This window comes from Actinomyces ruminis, assembly GCF_002154335.2.
Lineage (GTDB): Bacteria > Actinomycetota > Actinomycetes > Actinomycetales > Actinomycetaceae > Actinomyces > Actinomyces ruminis.
The window spans coordinates 1-17,256 of sequence record NZ_MTPX02000028.1 but is presented as its reverse complement, the minus strand read 5'-3'; the positions used below and the strand labels follow the sequence as shown (position 1 = coordinate 17,256).

The following is a 17,256-nucleotide window of genomic DNA, read 5'->3' as shown; positions in this document are numbered from 1 at the left end:
CAAGACTCAGTTTCCCGAGGCGTCGGTATCGTCTTGGTCCACAGAGCGGTCTTGGCTGCCGACACCTTGACTGTCTGCGGCGATGCCTGCGGCTATGCCGGCGACCGCGTCGGAGAAGTCCTCCACTAGTTGGTGCTCCTGGGCCTGGGCGAGGAAGGTCAGGTGCGCTACCGCGTCCTCGATGCCCACCTGGCTGGTGCTGGTCTTGCCGGTGAAGCAGTAGGCGGGGGTCAGCCCGTAGACCTGGCCCGGGCCCAGGGTGCCCAGGTGCTCAATCGCCCAGTCCACCAGCAGCTCGCCGGTGTGATCATCCTCGAACGTATCCTCCAACTCTGAGGTCATGATGGTGCAGCCCATGCGCTCGCGCATCACCGGGTCGGACATCCTGCCTGCGCTTCTGGCGTGTGGTCGTATCCAGCCAGGGTGGGGGTGATGGTAAGTGCGGGGCCGGAGACCTCCCCCCACAGCTCCATGTCGCCCATGGCGGAGCGGGACAGGCACCACCACTTCTGCTCGGGGAAGGGCACCTCGGTGTCCTCGAGCCAGGCGTCCACTACTGGCTGCCACTCCAGGGGGTCGGTGAACCACCAGCGGCCCTGGCCGAAGCCGTCGAAGCCGAAGCGGCGCCACAGCTGCAGCACCGAGGCCGGCAGCACTTCCTTGAATCGCTCCAGGTGCTGCTCGCTGGCCTGCTGGCCCACCCCCATGGGCGACCAGCCTCTTCCAACATCTCGTCTATCTCCGAGTCCACCCACTGCGGGGTGGCGTGCAGCCACGCCTCATGCCGGGTGGCCTTGTCCATCCTCATAACCCCGACCCTACCCGATACCAGAACGGTAACACCGAGGTTTCACAAACCATGCACCGCCGCTGCTGACGTTGGAGGAGTTCTTCGAGGGCAACCACGTCACCGGCAGCATCATGGCCAACGCGGTGCTCGACGGAGAGCCGCAGGACATGCCCGACCCCCAGCAGGCATGCGCCGTCCTTGAGGAGCTTCTCTCCCGGGACGACGTTGACGACGTGCGGGTGGCGATCTCCATGTTTGACGACCCGGACTGCCCGTTCGCCGAGGAAGTCATGATCGTCACCGACGCCCGAGCCGAGGAGAGCCGTGGCTGGTTTCCCGAGGCGCCGGCCCCGACCAAGTGCTGCCAGTACTTCCCGACCGTGAACTCGAGGACATCGGTTGGCCCACCTAGCGGATTCGCGTGTGTTGGTGCGACTGAGCTGGCGTTGGCGGCGCGGGGAGAATCAGTCGATCCGCCAGCGCTGTTTGAGGTCCTCCACGTACAGGCGCATCTCGTCGACCATCCCGGTACCGACGTTCGACGCCGCAGCCGTGTCGGGCGTGGTCGCGCACAGCCACTGGATCTGCAGCCCATCACTGAGCGCCACCACCGAGCGCGCGATCAGACGCGAGGGCGCCTCAAGACGCACCGTGCCGATGACCTTGCCCCGCTCCAGGCTCGCCTCGATCTGCGCGATGGACTCCGCCAGGTGCTGGGCCAGCCAGGCGTGCGCCGGGTGGTCGGCGGCCAGAACGGCCGGCGTCGTTGCCGTGTAGATCGCCACCAGCTCGCGGTGGCGGGTGTTGTGCTCAACCAGGGCCACGAAGGCGTCCAGCAAGCTCCAGGGATCGTCCTTGAGCTGTTCATCGCCCAGCAGGCTCGCACGGTCCTCGCGGTCGCGACGCGCAAGCACCTGGGCGAACAGCGCCTCCTTGGAGGAGAAGTGATGCAGCAGGCCGGCCTTGGAGATCTCGGCGGCGGCCGCGATATCCGCGAGCGAGGTGCCCGCGTAGCCATGGGCGCCGAACAGGGCGACGGCCTCGTTGAGAATGCGTTCACGCTTGTCCTCACTGCCCGCCGGCGGACGGCCGGGGCCGCGCCAGCGTCCACCTGAAGCGGCAGTAGTGGTCGCGGGTGAGGCGGCTTGAGAATGGGCCGAGGTAGAAGACATGACCCCATTCTCGCACTGGTGTGCGCCGGACCCGGGCGCCGTGTTGCAGCGCTCGGGCCCGGCACGGCCTGGTGCTGACCGGTCAGGCCACCGGGGTGGCGGCCGACGGCGCCCAGGCCTCCCCGCGAGCCGTCAGCGCCAGGCCGGCCAGCACACCCTCGGGGCTGACGTCGACGACGACCTCCTGCCCGTCGAGTACCTCGCCGGCCAGCAGCATCTTGGCCAGCCGGTCACCGATCTCGCGCTGCACCAGACGGCGCAACGGCCGGGCGCCGAAGGAGGGGTCGTAACCCTCGTCGGCGAGCCACTCCCGGGCATCGTCGGTGACCGTGAGCGTGAGCCGGTGGCTGGCGAGCCGCTCGGCCATGCGGGCCAGCTGGATGTCGACGATCTTGCCGAGCTCCTCCTTGGTGAGCGCGTCGAAGATCAGCGTGTCATCCAACCGGTTGAGGAACTCCGGCTTGAAGGCGGCGCGCACGGCGGTCATCACCTCCTCGCGCTTCTCATCCGGGGACAGCATCGGATCAATGAGGAACTGGCTGCCCAGGTTCGAGGTGAGCACGAGGATGGTGTTGCGGAAGTCGACGGTGCGGCCCTGGCCGTCGGTCAGGCGACCGTCGTCGAGCACCTGCAGCAGGATGTCGAAGACCTCCGGGTGGGCCTTCTCCACCTCGTCCAGCAGCACCACCGAGTAGGGGCGGCGCCGTACGGCCTCCGTGAGCTGGCCGCCCTCTTCGTAGCCGACGTACCCCGGAGGGGCGCCGACCAGTCGGGCCACCGAGTGCTTCTCGGAGTACTCGGACATGTCGATGCGCACAATGGCGCGCTCGTCGTCGAACAGGAAGTCCGCCAGGGCCTTGGCCAGCTCGGTCTTGCCCACGCCGGTGGGGCCGAGGAATAGGAAGGATCCGGTGGGCCGGTCGGGGTCGGATACGCCCGCGCGAGAGCGGCGCACGGCGTCGGACACGGCGGTCACGGCGGCCTTCTGACCGATCAACCGCTCGCCGATGACCTCCTCCATGTGCAGCAGCTTGGCCTGCTCGCCCTGCATGAGCTTGCCGACCGGAATGCCGGTCCAGGCGGAGATGACCTCGGCGATCTCGGTGGGGCCGACCTTCTCCGCGATCATCGGCTCCGGGGCGGCCCCTTCACGCTCGACGCCGTCCGGGCCGACGACGGTGGTGTCGCTGGCCTCGACGTCGCGGATCTGCTTCTCCAGGGCGGGCATCTCGCCATAGCGCAGACGGCCGGCCTCCTCGAAGCGGCCCTCGCGCTCGGCCAGGTCCGCCTTGGTGCGCAACTCATCCAGCTGCGCACGCAGCTCGCCGACCTTGTTGTGGCCGGCCTTCTCCGCCTCCCAGCGGGCATTGAGCGCCGTCAGCTTCTCGGAGGCGTCGGCCAGTTCGGCGCGCAGCCGCTCCAGGCGGTCCACGGCGGCGGGGTCGGCGCGGTCGCCTCCCTCTTCCAGGGAGTCCGCCAGGTAGGACTCCTCCATGCGCATGCGGTCCACCCGGCGGCGCAGTTCATCGATCTCCACGGGCGAGGAGTCCAGCTCCATGCGCAGCCTGGAGGCGGCCTCATCGATCAGGTCGATGGCCTTGTCGGGCAGCTGCCGGCCGGAGATGTAGCGGTCGGACAGGGTGGCGGCGGCCACGAGCGCACCGTCGGAGATGGTGACCTGGTGGTGGGCCTCGTACTTGGGGGCGACGCCACGCAGGATCGCGACCGTGTCATCCACGGAGGGCTCACCCACATACACCTGCTGGAAACGGCGCTCCAGCGCGGGGTCCTTCTCCACGTGCTCGCGGTATTCGTCCAGCGTGGTGGCGCCGACCAGGCGCAGCTCGCCGCGGGCCAGCATGGGCTTGAGCATGTTGCCGGCGTCCATGGCGCCCTCGGAACCGGCGCCCGCGCCGACGACGGTGTGCAGCTCGTCGATGAAGGTGATGATCTCGCCGTCGGAGTCCTTGATCTCCTTCAGTACGGCCTTCAGGCGCTCCTCGAACTCGCCGCGGTACTTGGCGCCCGCGACCATGCCGGCCAGATCCAGGGCCACGAGGCGCTTGCCGCGCAGGGAGTCGGGCACATCGCCGGCGACGATGCGCTGGGCCAGCCCCTCGACGACGGCGGTCTTGCCGACGCCGGGCTCACCGATGAGCACGGGGTTGTTCTTGGTACGGCGGGACAGTACTTGCACCACCCTGCGGATCTCGGCGTCGCGGCCGATCACCGGGTCGAGCTTGCCCTCGCGAGCCGCCTCCGTTAAATCGGTGCCGTACTTCTCCAAGGACTTGTAGGTGCCCTCGGGGTTCGGGGAGGTGACGCGGGCAGAGCCACGCACCTGCGGCAGAGCCTCACGCAGCTTCCGAGCGGTGGCACCGGCGTCGGCCAGGAGCTTGGCGACGGGGTCGGCGGAGGCGTTACCGGCGGCCAGGCCGATCAGCAGGTGCTCGGTGGAGACGTACTCATCCCCGAGCTGCTTGGCCTCATTCCCGGCGGCCTCCAGGGCGGCCAGGAAGGCACGCGAGGGCTGCGGCTGGGCGACGGAGGAGCCGGAACTGGCCGGTAGCGAAGTCAGCACGCGGCGCGTGGCCGCCCCCACGGCTTGGCGAGCCGCGGCGTCGGGAACGACGGCGGCGAGCAGACCGGCGGCGACGCCGTCCGTCTGGGCCAGCAGTTCGGAGAGCAGGTGAGCGGTGTCGACCTGCGGGTTGCCCGCGGCGGCGGCCGCCTGCATGGCTCCGGAAATCGCCTCCTGCGAGCGGGTGGTGAAGTTCGTGTCCATAGGGACCTCCTTGACGTGGATGCCCGGACGCAGACGGTCCGGAGTTCTGCACGCCTCAACCGACGCAACCTTGAGTCTATTCCACTCAACTTTATGAACGCCGACCCACCGAGTGTGTCTCAAATCACTGCCCGCATGGGCGGGTAGTTCTCCCAGGGGAACCCTACCCATTTCGTTATCAACGGTTCTTCGAGTAGCGTGTTTGTTACACACAGTCCCAGCAGAGATTGGAATCTCCCATGTCCCGTCTGTCCCACCTAACCACTATCGCGGCTACCGGCCTGACCGCCGTCGCCCTGACGGCGTCCATGTCCGCCTGCTCCTCCAGCTCCGACGACGCCGCGGATCAGGGCTCCGACCAGCAGGTCAGCGCCGCGGCCGATACGGACGCCGGCTCCGACAGCACCGACGAGACCGAAGCAGCCGCCGAGCCGACCGTGCCCGACGGTTACACCCTCACCGAGGTGCCCGGCGCCGAGCTGTCCATCGCCGTCCCCTCCGATTGGACTACCCTCACCAGCGACACCGTCGCCAACACCGAGTTCGTCTCCGCCCTGGCCACGACCCTCGGCCGCACCGAGGACGAAACCATCGCCATGCTCGACTCCCTCGCCCTGTACACCATGGACACCAGCGGCACCAGCGACTACGCCGAGAACTTGAACGTAGAGATCGCCGAGGGCTTCAGCAGCATGCCCTCCGAGAACGACATGGTCGCCCTGCTGGAGAATCAGAACAACGAGGACGCGGGCATGGTCTTCCAGCCCGGTACCTACACCGAGACGACCACCGCCAGTGGCCAGGACGCCGTCGTGGAGACTTACACTCTGCCGATCGATGGCGGGCCGACCACCGAGGGCACCTACGTGGTCGTCTACGCCAACGGCGGTGACGACTTGGCGCTCATCGCCATCAGCACCGACGATGCCGAGCGGACCCAGGAACTGGCCGACGTGATCCTCGGCTCCATCTGACTCGCAACATACTGACACCTAATTCGTTACCGTTGGGGTAGGAGCGCAACCGGCGTTCCTACCCCAACGGCTTCCAGCCGCTGATCAAGGCAACACCCGCGTAGCCAACCGCGAAGGACTCCCATGACCCGGCTATCCCGCAGAACCGCTCTGACCACGGCATTCGCCGCCGCACTGGCAACCTCGCTTGCCGCCTGCTCCGGCTCCGACAATGCGGAGGGCGCCGACACCGCCACCGGCCAGGAGACCGGCGAGGCCACAGCTACGGCGGACGCGGACGACGGCTCAGCCTCAGCCGTGACCATCCCCGACGGGTACACCGCCGTGGAGATCCCGGACACCAACGTCGCCTTCGCGGTTCCCTCCGACTGGACCGTACTCACCAGCGACGACGCCGACGACGACGAGCGCGTCAATGCCTTCATTCAGACCACGGGCCTGGATGCAGACACCGTGCGGCTGAAGCTCGATGCGTACACCGTGATTGCCGCCAGCGGCGCGGACTCCGGCATAACCGAAGAGCTTGACGTCCAGACCGACAGCCACGCGACCGAGTTGCGCTCGGAGGAGGAGATCTCCGCCGACATGGAGGAATACGGTCTCAAGCCCGATGACATCAGCATCAGCACCGCGACTACGGGCAGCGGCGCCGAGGCCAGGCTCATGTCCTACTCCCTGGATCTGGTCCAGGCGCAGTACACGACCATGATCAACGTACTCAACCCCAAGGCCACCGGGATCATCGTTTTCACCATCACCAGCACCGACTCCGCAGAGCGCGCCCAGGAACTGGCCGACGCGATCCTCAGCTCCATCTGACCCCGGTGGCCTCGACCTCAAGCCGCCGTTCCAGGCAATAGCCGCGTAGTCAACCGCGAAGGACTCCCATGACCCACCTGTCCCGTAGAACCGGCCTGACCGCCGCCTTCGCCGGCGTGCTGGCGGCATCGCTCGCCGCCTGCTCCGGCTCCGACAATGCGGAGGACGCCAGCACGGCAACCGCGCAGGAGACGCTCTCGCCCACTCCGGAGCCGAGTCCAACCCCCACCAGCGCCCACACCTTTGTCGACTTTCCCGACGGCAGTTACGTGGTCATGATCCCGTCCAACTGGGCGTCCCTCACCAGCGACGACGCCGACGACGACGAGCTCGTGGACGCCTACGTCCAGGCCACGGGCCAGAATGCGGACACGGTGCGGCAGAAGCTCGGGACCTACCAAGTCATCGGCGCCAGCCCCGCGGACTCCGGCGAAACCACGGAGATCACCGGCCAGGTCGACTACGACAGCGCCGAGTTGCGCATGAAGGAGTACTTCATACAGGAACTCGAAGAGAGCGGCATCCAGTACACCGACTTTGACGGCACCACCCTGATGTCAGCGTCCGGCACCTACACGACAGTCAGCTACACCCTGAACCAGGGCGAGACCCAGCAGTACGTTGCCGCTATCCACACGATCGCCCCGGGGGAGAACGGCACGGTCACCGTGACGGTCTCCACCGACGCATCCGCCGAGCGAGCGCAGGAGCTGGTCAATAGCGCGGTCCCGCTGTTCTAGCCGTCGAGCACAGCCCGCCACACGCTCGATAACCGAGCCATCCACCCATACCTGCTCATGAAGGAATCACCCATGACCCGTTCCACCCGCCTGGCCACCCTGGCCGCCACCGGTCTGACCGCGGTCGCCCTGACCGCCTCCATGTCCGCCTGCTCATCCGGCTCCGACTCTGACGACACCGCAGCCACGGCATCCGTATCCGCCACCGCCGCGGTCGCGTCGTCTGCAAGTGCAACACCCACCGAAGACGCGACCGCGATGTCCTATACGCCTATCGAGGTGCCGGAGACCGAGCTCGTCATTCCTGTTCCGGCCGATTGGCAGGTACTGACCGAGTCCGACGCCGCCGACGAAGAACTGGTGAGTTCCACCGCCACCGCCACGGGGCAGTCGACAGACACCATCATCAGCACACTGCAGAACACATCTCTCTACATCCTCGACACCACCGAGCTGACCGGAAGTATGACCGTCACGGTCCGTCCCGTCGGCACCGGCCTGTCAACCGAGAACGACTTTGCGGAGACCATCGGCTCCATGTATCCCGACAATGACGACATCTCCACGGAGCTAGGTGACTACACCACTACGACCACTGAGGCGGGAGCCGAAGCGGTGATACAGACGTATAGCGTCAACGTAGACAGCACCGGCGAGGTCGCCCATGCCACCGTCGTGGAGTTCACCGCACCGGACACGCGAACCGTAGCCGTCCACGTGGGCACCAGCTCTGCTGAGCTTAACCAGGAAATCATCGACGGCGTTCTTGGCTCGGCCTGAGGCCGAATACGATCCGTAACCACTCGCCTACCGACCGCCATCCAAACCAGCACCGATCCCAATCCAACACAACCATGAAGGAGACCTGCCAAATGGCCCGTTCCATCCGCCTGCACCGCCCGCTGACTCTGGCCGCCACCGGTCTGACCGCCGTTGCCCTGACCATCTCGATGTCTGCCTGCTCCTCCAGCTCCGACGACGCCGCCGACCAGGCTCCGACCAGCAGGTCACCGCAACCGCGGACGCCGACGCTGACACCACGGCCGACGCCGATGAAAATGCCGTTCCAGAGGGCTTCACCCTGGTGGAGGTCCCGGAGTACAGCGTCTCCGTGGCCGTCCCCTCCGACTGGGATACTCTGACCTCCGCCAACACCTCCGACACCGAGCTGGTTGGACGCATCGCGCAGGCACTCGATCAATCCGAGGACGAGGTCATCGACGATCTGGAGGAGGACACGCCGCTTACCAGCGTTGACACCTCCGCAGACGCCGATGTCGCGCCGTACCTCGTCCTGGGCCGGATCGACGGGGAGGGCGCCCTGCCGTCCGAGGAACAGATGCGGTCACTGGCAGAAAACGAAGACGCCGATATCACCGGCTACGAGCAGACCACCTCCGGCAGCGGCGCCGACGCCGCCATCATCACCCTAAGCGCCACCGAGTACGGCACGCAGTACCACCTCTCCGCCTTCGCCGTGTCGGACGGTGATGACGCCTACTACGCGGCGGTGATCGTCACCGACTCCGAGGAACAGCTCAAGGAAATCTCCGACGCCATGCTCGCCTCCCTCTGATCCGCACGTGTCATACTGCACGAATGGGACGCCGCCCGGCTTCCCGTTGGTCGACGAAAGGAAGCGCTATGGGACTTGATGACCTGAAGAAGAAGGCCGAGGGCGTCGTTAGCTCCGACAAGGTCGAGGAGGTCTCCGACACGGTCCTGGACAAGGCCGCGGAGGCCGCCAAGAAGGTCACCGGCGGCAAGTTCGACTCCCAGGTCGACTCCGCTCGCGACGCCGCCGACAAGGCCATCGGCAACGACTGATGCCCGCTGTGGCATCCTCAGGCACCGACCGGCCGTAGAGTCGGTCAGGTGACTACCGCGCCCGCCTCCCCTCCGTCCACGCTCGAGCCCGTCCCCGACTGGCTTGACGAGATCGAGGGGGAGCGGGCGCTCGCATGGGTGGCGCAGCGTAATGCCGCCACCCGCGCCGCCTTCGACGACGCCCCCGGGTTCGCCGAGCTGCGCGCCGACATCGAGACGATTCTCGACGCCCCGGATCGGATTCCCCGGGTCGGCCAGGCGGTCGGCGCGCTGTACAACTTCTGGACCGACGCCGGCCACCCACGCGGCCTGTGGCGGCGCACCACCTGGGACTCATACCGGGCCGGCTCCCCCGCTGGTAGTGAACAGACCGACTGGGAGGTGCTGCTCGACCTCGATGCGCTCGGTGAGGAGGAGGACACCGCCTGGGTGTGGCATGGCGCCGCGGTGTTGCGTACCGGCCCGCACGCCGGCCGCCGTGCCCTGGTCACGCTGTCCGCGGGCGGTGCCGACACCGACGTCACGCGCGAGTTCGACCTGGACTCGTGCCGCTTCGTCCCCACCGACCCCGACGGCGACGCCGGCTTCCACCGCGACGCTCCAAGGGTTTCCTGACCTGGGCCGACGACGCCGGCGAGACGGTGTTGCTGGCCGACGACTTCGGCACCGGTTCCCTATCCCCCGCCGGCTACCCGCGACAGGTGCGCCGACTGCGCCGCGGACAAGGCCCGCAGGAAGCGGAAGTGCTGCTCACCGCCGCAGCCGACGACGACGGCGCCTGGGCCTACCGCGACCGCTGGGGGCGCACCTGGCTGCTGACCCACCCCGACTTCTACACCGAGGAGCTGTGGCTGCTGCCCGACGGCGCCCCGACGTTCTCGGCCGCCGACGCCGACCGCCACCTGGCCGGTGCCGACACGGTGGTGGCGCCGGGTGCCCTGCACGTGGACGTGCCCGCGTCAGCGACGGTCACCCCCGCCTGGGACCTGTTGCTGATCGAGTTGCGCGAGGACTGGGAGGTCACCACGGACTGCATCTACCCGGCCGGTTCGCTCCTGGCCGCCCCCATCGACGCCTTCCTCGACGGCGCGCATCGGCTGACAGTGCTATTCACTCCGACGCCGGCCACCTCCCTGAGCGGCTTCACCGTCACCGCCCATCACCTGGTGCTCACGCTCCTGGACGACTGCGTCACCACGCTGGAGGTGCTCACCCCCGCCGACCCGGACGGCGTCGGCCCCTGGTCGCGGCACCGCCCCCGGCTGGGAGCTCTCCTCGGCGACGCCGCCGCGCCCGTGGCCCCGCAGGCCCCCTCGGCACCGGCAGCCGCGCCCGGGGGCCTCACCGCCTCGGCCGGTTCTCCGAGTCCCGCAGCCGCAGACCCGACCCTGCTGCGGCCCGGGCGAGCCCTGCTGAACGTGTCCGCGAGCGCCGTCGATCCCCTGGAGGACGACCGGCTGTGGCTGACCAGTTCCTCCTTCACCCGTCCCACCACGCTCGCGGTCGGGGAACTGGGCCCGGACGGCGAGCTGGACGGCGTCGAGGTGCTGCGGGCCGCGCCCGCGCGCTTCGACGCGCGCGGAGTGGTCGTTACTCAGCACGTGGCCGTCTCGGACGACGGCACGCGGGTGCCGTACTTCCAGATCGGCCGGCCCCGGCTCGACGACGCGGGCAGTCCGCTGCCGTCGCCGACGCTCCTGTACGGCTACGGCGGCTTCGAGGTCTCGCTCGGTATCAACTATCTGCCGATCACCGGCCGCGCCTGGCTGGAGCGCGGCGGCACCTACGTGGTGGCGAACATTCGCGGTGGCGGCGAGTATGGGCCGGCCTGGCACCGGGCGGGGCTCAAGCGGAACCGGCATCGGGTCTACGAGGACTTCGCGGCCGTGGCCCGGGCGCTGGTGGAACGCGGCGTGACCACGCCGCGGCAGTTGGCGGTGCAGGGCGGCTCGAATGGCGGCCTGCTGGTGGGCGTCATGCTCACCCGCTACCCGCAACTGGTGGGCGCGGTGGTGTGCGAGGTGCCCCTGCTGGATATGCGCCGCTACCACCATCTGCTGGCGGGCGCCTCCTGGGAGGCGGAGTACGGCGACCCGGACGATCCGGAGCAGTGGGAGTTCATCCGCGAGTTCTCCCCCTTCCATCTGCTGCAGCCGGGGCGCACCTACCCGCCGGTGCTGCTGATCACCTCCACGCGCGATGACCGAGTGCATCCGGCCCACGCCCGCACCATGGCCTATCGCATGCTGGCACTGGGCCAGGACGTGACCTACTTCGAGAACAGCGAGGGCGGGCACGGACGCGCATCCACCAACGCACAACGGGCCTACATGCAGGCCCTGGAGTACGAGTTCGCCTGGCGGAGGCTGGCCGGCTAATCAGCGGCGGGCCCGGATGACCCCGACAACGGCGACGACCAACCCGGACAGGCCAACCGCGCCTGCACCCAGTATCAGCGCCGCTGCCAGTGGAACGTGACTGAAGTTCATGGGCGGACCCACCACCAGGCCGGCGGTGCCCGCGGGGCAGGTGACGGTATAGGGTCCGCTGCGCGCGGGCGTGAAGGTGACGTAGGGAACGCCCGGTTCGGGAGCGTCCAGGTTGACCGCGGTGCCTTCGGGGTCGGCGACCGTGCAGCCGACCAGTGCCGCCGCGGAAGTGCCGTACAGGGCGGTCGCCGTGTCGGATTCCAGGTAGACCACCCCGTCCTCGCCGAGCGTTGTGCTCTGGGTCAGGGAGCCGTCCAGGACGGTCAGCACGCCGGCCAGCAGCAGTAGGGGCGCCATCACCAACATGAGCACCAGACCGACGCCGAAGGTGCGCCACCGGCGCGCCGGGCGGCCGGACCCGAGCGTCGAAGCGCCACCGCCCCAGCGGGTGGCCGACGCAGGCCCGTTCACACCGGCGGAGCCGGTCCCGGCCGGAGGTCTATGCCCTGCTCACGCAGGTAGGCGGCTAACTCCTCCGGGCTCAGGCGCTTGCCGTAGCGGGGCTCGCCGTCGTCGGTCTCGTAGTCCGCCACCGGTCCTCCGTTATGAGCCGGCGCCGTCAGGCGGCCGGGGTGTCGGTCTTGGGGGCGCCGATCTTCGCCGCGATCTCAATAATGAGCCGCAGGATCAGGATCTTGACCAGGGCCTCTGGCGCCGCCTTCAGCAGGTCCAGCAGGAAGTCGCCGAAGTCGAAGTAGGTGAAGTTGATGGCTTTAAGAATCCAGTCGGCCACGGACAGCACGAAGCCCACAATGAAGATCGTCTTGCCGTACTTGGAGGCGAAGTCGCGGGCGCCGTCGAACAGGTTGGTCATGAAGGAGTCGGCCTTGGGCGCGGCGGGCTGCGCGTAGGAGCCGGCCTGGTAGGCGGCCGGCTGGTACTGGGCCGGGGCCGCCTGAGCGGGCTGCGCCTGGCGGGCGGTACGGGGCCGGCTGCTGACCCTGCGGGGGGTACTGCTGCGGGTTGTAGCTGCCCGAGGCGGAGCCGGCAGACGGCGGGATATACGGCTGTCCGGAGTTTGGCGACTGGGTCATTGCACGCATTCCTTCACTTCGTGTTGCGGTAACGCGATCAGCCTACCGCGCTGTACCCGGGCCGGGAGTGCCCTCTCACAGTCGGTCCGCCCAGGTGCGGCGCACCACAATGGCGGTACTGGGCCGGGTCGAACCGCCAACGGTCTCGCTTGCAGCGCCGGGCGTATCCGCATGCAGGCGGGCACGCCGCCCGGGAGTAACCGGCACCACCTGCACCTCGCCGTCGGCGGCCGCGGCGAAGACCCGCTCGACGGCGGCCTGGCGGGCGCGCAGGGAACGGTTCTCCTCCTCCAACCGCTCCACGCGCCGCTCCAGCTCGAGGATGCGGCGGATGCCCTCCAGGTTGATGCCCTCCTGGCTGAGGGCCTGCACGCGCCGCAGCCGCTGCACGTCGCGGTGCGAGTAGCGCCGCCCCCGCCCGGAGGTGCGGGCGGGTGTGACCAGCCCGAGCCGGTCGTACTGCCGCAGAGTCTGCGGATGCATGCCAGCCAGCTCCGCGGCCACGGAGATGACATAGACCGCCCGCTCGTCGGCGTCCTCGGCGAGGAAGTCGACGCCCTGTCCGGTCAGCCGCCGCGCACTCACCGAGCCGCCTCCCGGGCAAGGTTGGCACGCGGATCGGACTCCATCGCCGCATCGAAGGCCTCCAGGGCGGCCTTGGCATCCTTGGACAGCTTCTTGGGTACGGCCACCTGCACGGTCACCAGCAGATCGCCGGTCTTCTTAGCAGTGGCGACGCCCTTGCCGCGCAGGCGCAGCACGGTGCCGGAGGAGGTTCCGGGCTTGATGCGCACGCGGCTGGTCTTGCCGTCCAGGAGGGGCACCTCGACGGTGGCACCGAGGGCCGCCTCCTTGAGAGTGACCGGCAGATCCATGCGCAGGTTGGCGGGGTTGACCGGGTCGATCGAGTACACCGGGTGTTTGGCCACCGAGATGGTCACCACCATGTCCCCGTTCTCACCACCGTTCGTGCCGGGGCGCCCCTTGCCGCGCAGGCGGATCTTCTGTCCGTCATGCACGCCGGCGGGGATGCGCACGGTGATGGTGCGCCCGTCGGCGGTCAGTTCGGCCAGCGTCCCGGCCACGGCGTCGCGCAGGGAGAGCGTGGCATTGGTGAGCACATCCGGCCCCTTGACCGGCTGCGGCTGGGAGGAGAAGCCGCCGAAGCCGAAGGGGCCACGTGCGCGCCGCCCGCCCCCGGCGCCCGCCCCGCCGCCGAACATGCGCAGCAGGTCCTCCAGGTCCTCCTGGGAGGCACCGCCGGAGGTGGAGTAGCGCACATTGGGTCCGCCGCCGCCGAACATGGAGGAGAAGATGTCCTCGAAGCCGGCACCGGCACCCCCGGAGCCGGAGGTGAAGCGGGCGCCACCACCGGCCATGGAGCGGATGGCGTCATACTGCTGACGCTCCTTGGGATCTGACAGCACGGCGTAAGCCTCGCCGATCTCCTTGAACTTCTCCGCCGCGGCGGCGTCACCGGGATTGCGGTCGGGGTGGTACTTCTTGGCGAGCGCGCGGTAGGCCTTCTTGATGGCGGCTGAGTCGGCGTCCTTGGCAACGCCGAGAACCGCATAGAAGTCCTTGGTCATCCAGTCCTGACTGGCCATGCTCACCGCCTCCTGTGTTCCTGCTGCTCCTGTTATTCGTTGCGGATACCACCTCAGGCCGGGTTGGCGACCTGGACGCGGGCCGCCCGGACCACGCGCTCGCCGAGCTTGTAACCGGGCTGGAGCACCAGCGCGATGCTCGGCTCGGTGACCTCCGCGGACTCGGTGGCCATGAGGGCCTCGTGCAGCTTGGGGTCGAAGGGCTCCCCGACCTCGCCGAAGCGCTCCAGGCCGAACTTGTCGGCCAGGATCTGCTCCAGCTTGCCGGCGATCGTGGCGAAGGTGCCGGTCAGGTCGCCGTGCTGGCGGGCCAGCTCGATCTCGTCCAGGACCGGGATCAGGGTCTCGACGACGCTAGCCTGCCCCGCCTCGCGGTGTCCGGCCGCACTCTCGCGCGAGCGGCGCACGAAGCCCTGGTACTCCTGCTGCAGGTTGTACAGGTCCGCGCGGGCGCGGGCCAGGTCGTCGGCCGCCTGGGCGGCCTGGGCCCGGGCCTGCTCCAGCTCGGAGGGAGCCTCGAGCTCGGTGGTCTCCGCGCTCTCTGCCCCCGCCGGGGCGGCGTCGGCCTGGGCCGCGGAGCCCAGGTCGACGCCGTCGAAAGCGGACTCGATCTCGTCGGCCAGCGCCGGGTCGACCGCGCCGGCGTCGGCGGCGTCGGCGGGCCGGTTCTGACCGTTGTCGGCGCCGTGCCCCGGCTGCGTCTCAGAGCCCTCCTCCGGGCGCTTGTCCGGGTCGGTGCTCACTTGGCGTCCTCGTCGTCGACGATCTCGGCGTCCACGACGTCGTCGTCCTCGGAGGAGGACTGCGCCTGGGGGGAGTCGGAGCCGCCGGCGGCCTGGGCGGCCTGCTCGGAGGCGTACAGGGCCTGGCCGATCTTCTGGGCGACCTCGTTCAGCTTCTCCTGGGCGGCCTTGACCGGCTCGATGTCCGTACCCTCGAGGGCCTTCTTGAGCTCGTCGACGGCGGCGGACACCTCGGAGTTGACGTCCTGCGGGAGCTTGTCCTTGTTCTCCTTCAGGAGCTTCTCGATGGAGTAGGCCTGCTGCTCCGCCATGTTGCGGGTCTCGGCCTCCTCGCGACGCTTCTTGTCCTCCTCGGCGTGGGCCTCGGCCTCCTTGACCATGCGGTCGATGTCCTCCTTTGGCAGGGCGGAGCCGCCGGAGATGGTCATCGACTGCTCCTTGCCGGTGCCGCGGTCCTTGGCGGACACGTGCACGATGCCGTTGGCGTCGATGTCGAAGGAGACCTCGATCTGCGGAATGCCGCGGGGGGCCGGGGCGATGCCGGTCAGCTCGAAGGTGCCCAGGGGCTTGTTGTCGCGGGCGAACTCGCGCTCGCCCTGGTAGACCTGGATCAGCACCGACGGCTGGTTGTCCTCGGCGGTGGAGAAGACCTCGGAGCGCTGGGTCGGGATGGCCGTGTTGCGCTCGATCAGCCTGGTCATCACGCCGCCCTTGGTCTCGATGCCGAGGCTGAGTGGGGTGACGTCGATGAGCAGCACGTCCTTGCGGTCGCCCTGGATGACGCCGGCCTGCAGGGAGGCGCCAATGGCGACGACCTCATCGGGGTTGACGCCCTTGTTGGGCTCCTTGCCGCCAGTCAACTCGCGCACGACGTCGGTGACGGCGGGCATACGGGTGGAGCCGCCGACCAGGACGACGTGGTCGATCTCGGACAGGGACACACCGGCGTCCTTGATGACGTTGTGGAAGGGGACCTTGGTGCGCTCGAGCAGGTCCGCGGTCATCTCCTCGAACTGGGCACGGGTCAGGCGCTCATCGAGGTGGATGGGGCCGGCCTCGCTCATAGACAGGTACTGCAGGTTGATGTCGGTGCTCATCGCGGAGGAGAGCTCCTTCTTGGCCTGCTCGGAGGCGTCGCGCAGACGCTGCATGGCGATCTTGTCCTTGGACAGGTCCACGCCCGACTTGTCCTTGACCTGCTTGACCAGCCAGTTGACGATGCGGGCGTCCCAGTCGTCGCCGCCCAGGCGGTTGTCGCCGTTGGTGGCGCGCACCTGGATGGTGGAGAAGCCGTCCTCGTCCTTGCCAACCTCCAGCAGGGAGACGTCGAAGGTGCCGCCGCCCAGGTCGAAGACCAGGATGAGCTCGTCCTCCTTGCCCTTGTCCAGGCCGTAGGCGAGGGCCGCGGCGGTGGGCTCGTTGACGATGCGGTCCACCGTGAGGCCCGCGATGGTGCCGGCCTCCTTGGTGGCCTGACGCTCGGCGTCGTTGAAGTAGGCGGGGACGGTGATGACCGCGTTGGTGACGCTCTCGCCCAGGTAGGCCTCGGCGTCGGCCTTCAGCTTGGCCAGGATGCGGGCGCTGATCTCCTGGGCGGTGTACTTCTTGCCGTCGATGTCGACGGTCCAATCGGTGCCCATGTGGCGCTTGACGGAGGAGATGGTGCGCTCGACGTTGGTGACCGCCTGGCGCTTGGCGACCTCGCCGACCAGTACCTCGCCGGACTTGGAGAAGGCGACCACGGACGGCGTGGTGCGCCCGCCCTCGGCGTTCGGATGATGGTGGGCTCGCCACCCTCGAGTACGGCGATGGCGGAGTTGGTGGTTCCGAGGTCGATGCCTACAGCACGTGCCATGGGAGCTCCTTGATGTCTCGTAGTGTTGAAGTTGAGCGGTATGCACTCAGGATCATGGTTGAGCGGGGGCTTGTCAATTCCACACGCCACAACCTTGAGTCTGATGCACTCAACCTTGAGCGGGGCGGTTCTATTCCGCGGCGGTCATGACCTGGATTACGCCCCGCCCCTGGAAGCCGCCCGAACACACCCCGCACGCCACCCGAGCGCTACCAGAGCACCCCCCTGAGCGCCCCGCCCCCTGCGCCGAAGTTGCTCGGCGCCCGGGCCGAGCCCCCAGCACTGCCAGCGGTCGGGCCGCCGACGCATTACGGGCGCACATTGATGCTCCTATGGTTGTCAAGTGGTTAGGGGTGGGTGGGTGTTGAGCCATTGGCGGTAGTTGTTGGTCAGGGTGGTGTCGTGGTGGAGTCCGCGTTCT

The 17,256-nt window shown here is 68.5% G+C and carries 19 protein-coding genes and 1 pseudogene; 9 read left to right on the top strand and 11 right to left on the bottom strand.

The genetic code is table 11. The features are described 5' to 3' along the window. Positions 1–6: 6 nt before the first annotated feature. The 4 genes from BW737_RS04205 to clpB all read right to left on the bottom strand — a co-directional run bounded on the left by BW737_RS04205 (position 7) and on the right by clpB (position 4,747). Positions 7–384 carry a T6SS immunity protein Tdi1 domain-containing protein gene (locus BW737_RS04205; RefSeq protein ID WP_086615072.1) on the bottom strand — a complete coding sequence of 126 codons (378 nt, stop codon included), beginning with the start codon at positions 382–384 and terminating at the stop codon, positions 7–9. Next, positions 369–707, bottom strand: a complete 339-nt coding sequence (locus tag BW737_RS04200; protein WP_086615073.1) for a GAD-like domain-containing protein — start codon at positions 705–707, stop codon at positions 369–371. The genes BW737_RS04205 and BW737_RS04200 overlap by 16 nt, the downstream gene beginning before the upstream one ends. 547 nt (positions 708–1,254) lie before the next feature. After that, positions 1,255–1,962 (bottom strand): TetR/AcrR family transcriptional regulator, encoded by a 708-nt coding sequence (locus tag BW737_RS04195; RefSeq protein ID WP_086615074.1) that lies wholly within the window; start codon positions 1,960–1,962, stop codon positions 1,255–1,257. A gap of 82 nt (positions 1,963–2,044) precedes the next feature. After that, positions 2,045–4,747, bottom strand: a complete 2,703-nt coding sequence (clpB, locus tag BW737_RS04190; RefSeq protein WP_086615075.1) for an ATP-dependent chaperone ClpB — start codon at positions 4,745–4,747, stop codon at positions 2,045–2,047. A 239-nt stretch (positions 4,748–4,986) separates the two neighbouring features. On the opposite strand from clpB, the gene BW737_RS19125 reads away from it, so the two are divergent. From BW737_RS19125 to BW737_RS04155, 9 genes are all read left to right on the top strand, one after another. Next, positions 4,987–5,721, top strand: a complete 735-nt coding sequence (locus tag BW737_RS19125; protein WP_086615076.1) for a hypothetical protein — start codon at positions 4,987–4,989, stop codon at positions 5,719–5,721. Between the two features lie 123 nt (positions 5,722–5,844). Further along, positions 5,845–6,540 carry a hypothetical protein gene (locus BW737_RS04180; RefSeq protein WP_086615077.1) on the top strand — a complete coding sequence of 232 codons (696 nt, stop codon included), beginning with the start codon at positions 5,845–5,847 and terminating at the stop codon, positions 6,538–6,540. A gap of 68 nt (positions 6,541–6,608) precedes the next feature. Next, complete coding sequence (locus BW737_RS04175) at positions 6,609–7,280, top strand: hypothetical protein (protein WP_086615078.1); 672 nt, start codon at positions 6,609–6,611, stop codon at positions 7,278–7,280. 72 nt (positions 7,281–7,352) lie between these two features. Then, positions 7,353–8,060, top strand: a complete 708-nt coding sequence (locus BW737_RS04170) for a hypothetical protein (protein ID WP_086615079.1) — start codon at positions 7,353–7,355, stop codon at positions 8,058–8,060. Between the two features lie 92 nt (positions 8,061–8,152). Beyond that, the gene (locus BW737_RS16025; RefSeq protein WP_180272052.1) at positions 8,153–8,422 is read left to right on the top strand and encodes a hypothetical protein; all 270 of its coding nucleotides are present in this window, start codon (positions 8,153–8,155) and stop codon (positions 8,420–8,422) included. Continuing rightward, entirely contained in the window at positions 8,392–8,856 is a 465-nt protein-coding gene (locus BW737_RS04165) for a hypothetical protein (protein ID WP_143233264.1), read from the top strand. The genes BW737_RS16025 and BW737_RS04165 overlap by 31 nt, the downstream gene beginning before the upstream one ends. 68 nt (positions 8,857–8,924) lie before the next feature. After that, complete coding sequence (locus BW737_RS04160) at positions 8,925–9,107, top strand: antitoxin (RefSeq protein ID WP_086615081.1); 183 nt, start codon at positions 8,925–8,927, stop codon at positions 9,105–9,107. 48 nt (positions 9,108–9,155) lie between these two features. Further along, positions 9,156–9,722, top strand: coding sequence for a prolyl oligopeptidase family protein (locus BW737_RS17650; RefSeq protein ID WP_257210455.1), 567 nt, complete (start codon positions 9,156–9,158; stop codon positions 9,720–9,722). Further along, the gene (locus tag BW737_RS04155; RefSeq protein ID WP_257210454.1) at positions 9,653–11,485 is read left to right on the top strand and encodes a prolyl oligopeptidase family serine peptidase; all 1,833 of its coding nucleotides are present in this window, start codon (positions 9,653–9,655) and stop codon (positions 11,483–11,485) included. Before BW737_RS17650 ends, BW737_RS04155 begins: the two co-directional genes overlap by 70 nt. On the opposite strand, the gene BW737_RS04150 is transcribed toward BW737_RS04155, so the two are convergent. The 7 genes and pseudogenes from BW737_RS04150 to dnaK form a co-directional block, all read right to left on the bottom strand. Beyond that, on the bottom strand, positions 11,486–12,007 hold the full coding sequence (locus tag BW737_RS04150) for a hypothetical protein (protein ID WP_086615082.1): 522 nt from the start codon (positions 12,005–12,007) through the stop codon (positions 11,486–11,488). It lies immediately after the preceding gene. Then, positions 12,004–12,129, bottom strand: coding sequence for a hypothetical protein (locus tag BW737_RS17645; protein ID WP_257210453.1), 126 nt, complete (start codon positions 12,127–12,129; stop codon positions 12,004–12,006). Before BW737_RS17645 ends, BW737_RS04150 begins: the two co-directional genes overlap by 4 nt. Positions 12,130–12,155: 26 nt before the next feature. After that, the gene (locus tag BW737_RS17640; protein WP_257210452.1) at positions 12,156–12,410 is read right to left on the bottom strand and encodes a hypothetical protein; all 255 of its coding nucleotides are present in this window, start codon (positions 12,408–12,410) and stop codon (positions 12,156–12,158) included. Positions 12,411–12,705: 295 nt separating this feature from the next. Beyond that, entirely contained in the window at positions 12,706–13,215 is a 510-nt protein-coding gene (locus BW737_RS04140; RefSeq protein ID WP_086615083.1) for a heat shock protein transcriptional repressor HspR, read from the bottom strand. Then, complete coding sequence (locus BW737_RS04135; RefSeq protein ID WP_086615084.1) at positions 13,212–14,237, bottom strand: DnaJ C-terminal domain-containing protein; 1,026 nt, start codon at positions 14,235–14,237, stop codon at positions 13,212–13,214. Before BW737_RS04135 ends, BW737_RS04140 begins: the two co-directional genes overlap by 4 nt. 53 nt (positions 14,238–14,290) lie before the next feature. After that, positions 14,291–14,860 carry a nucleotide exchange factor GrpE gene (gene grpE / locus BW737_RS04130; protein WP_086615091.1) on the bottom strand — a complete coding sequence of 190 codons (570 nt, stop codon included), beginning with the start codon at positions 14,858–14,860 and terminating at the stop codon, positions 14,291–14,293. A 116-nt stretch (positions 14,861–14,976) separates the two neighbouring features. Further along, positions 14,977–16,835: pseudogene (dnaK, locus tag BW737_RS04125) on the bottom strand (molecular chaperone DnaK). Between the last annotated feature and the right edge of the window lie 421 nt (positions 16,836–17,256).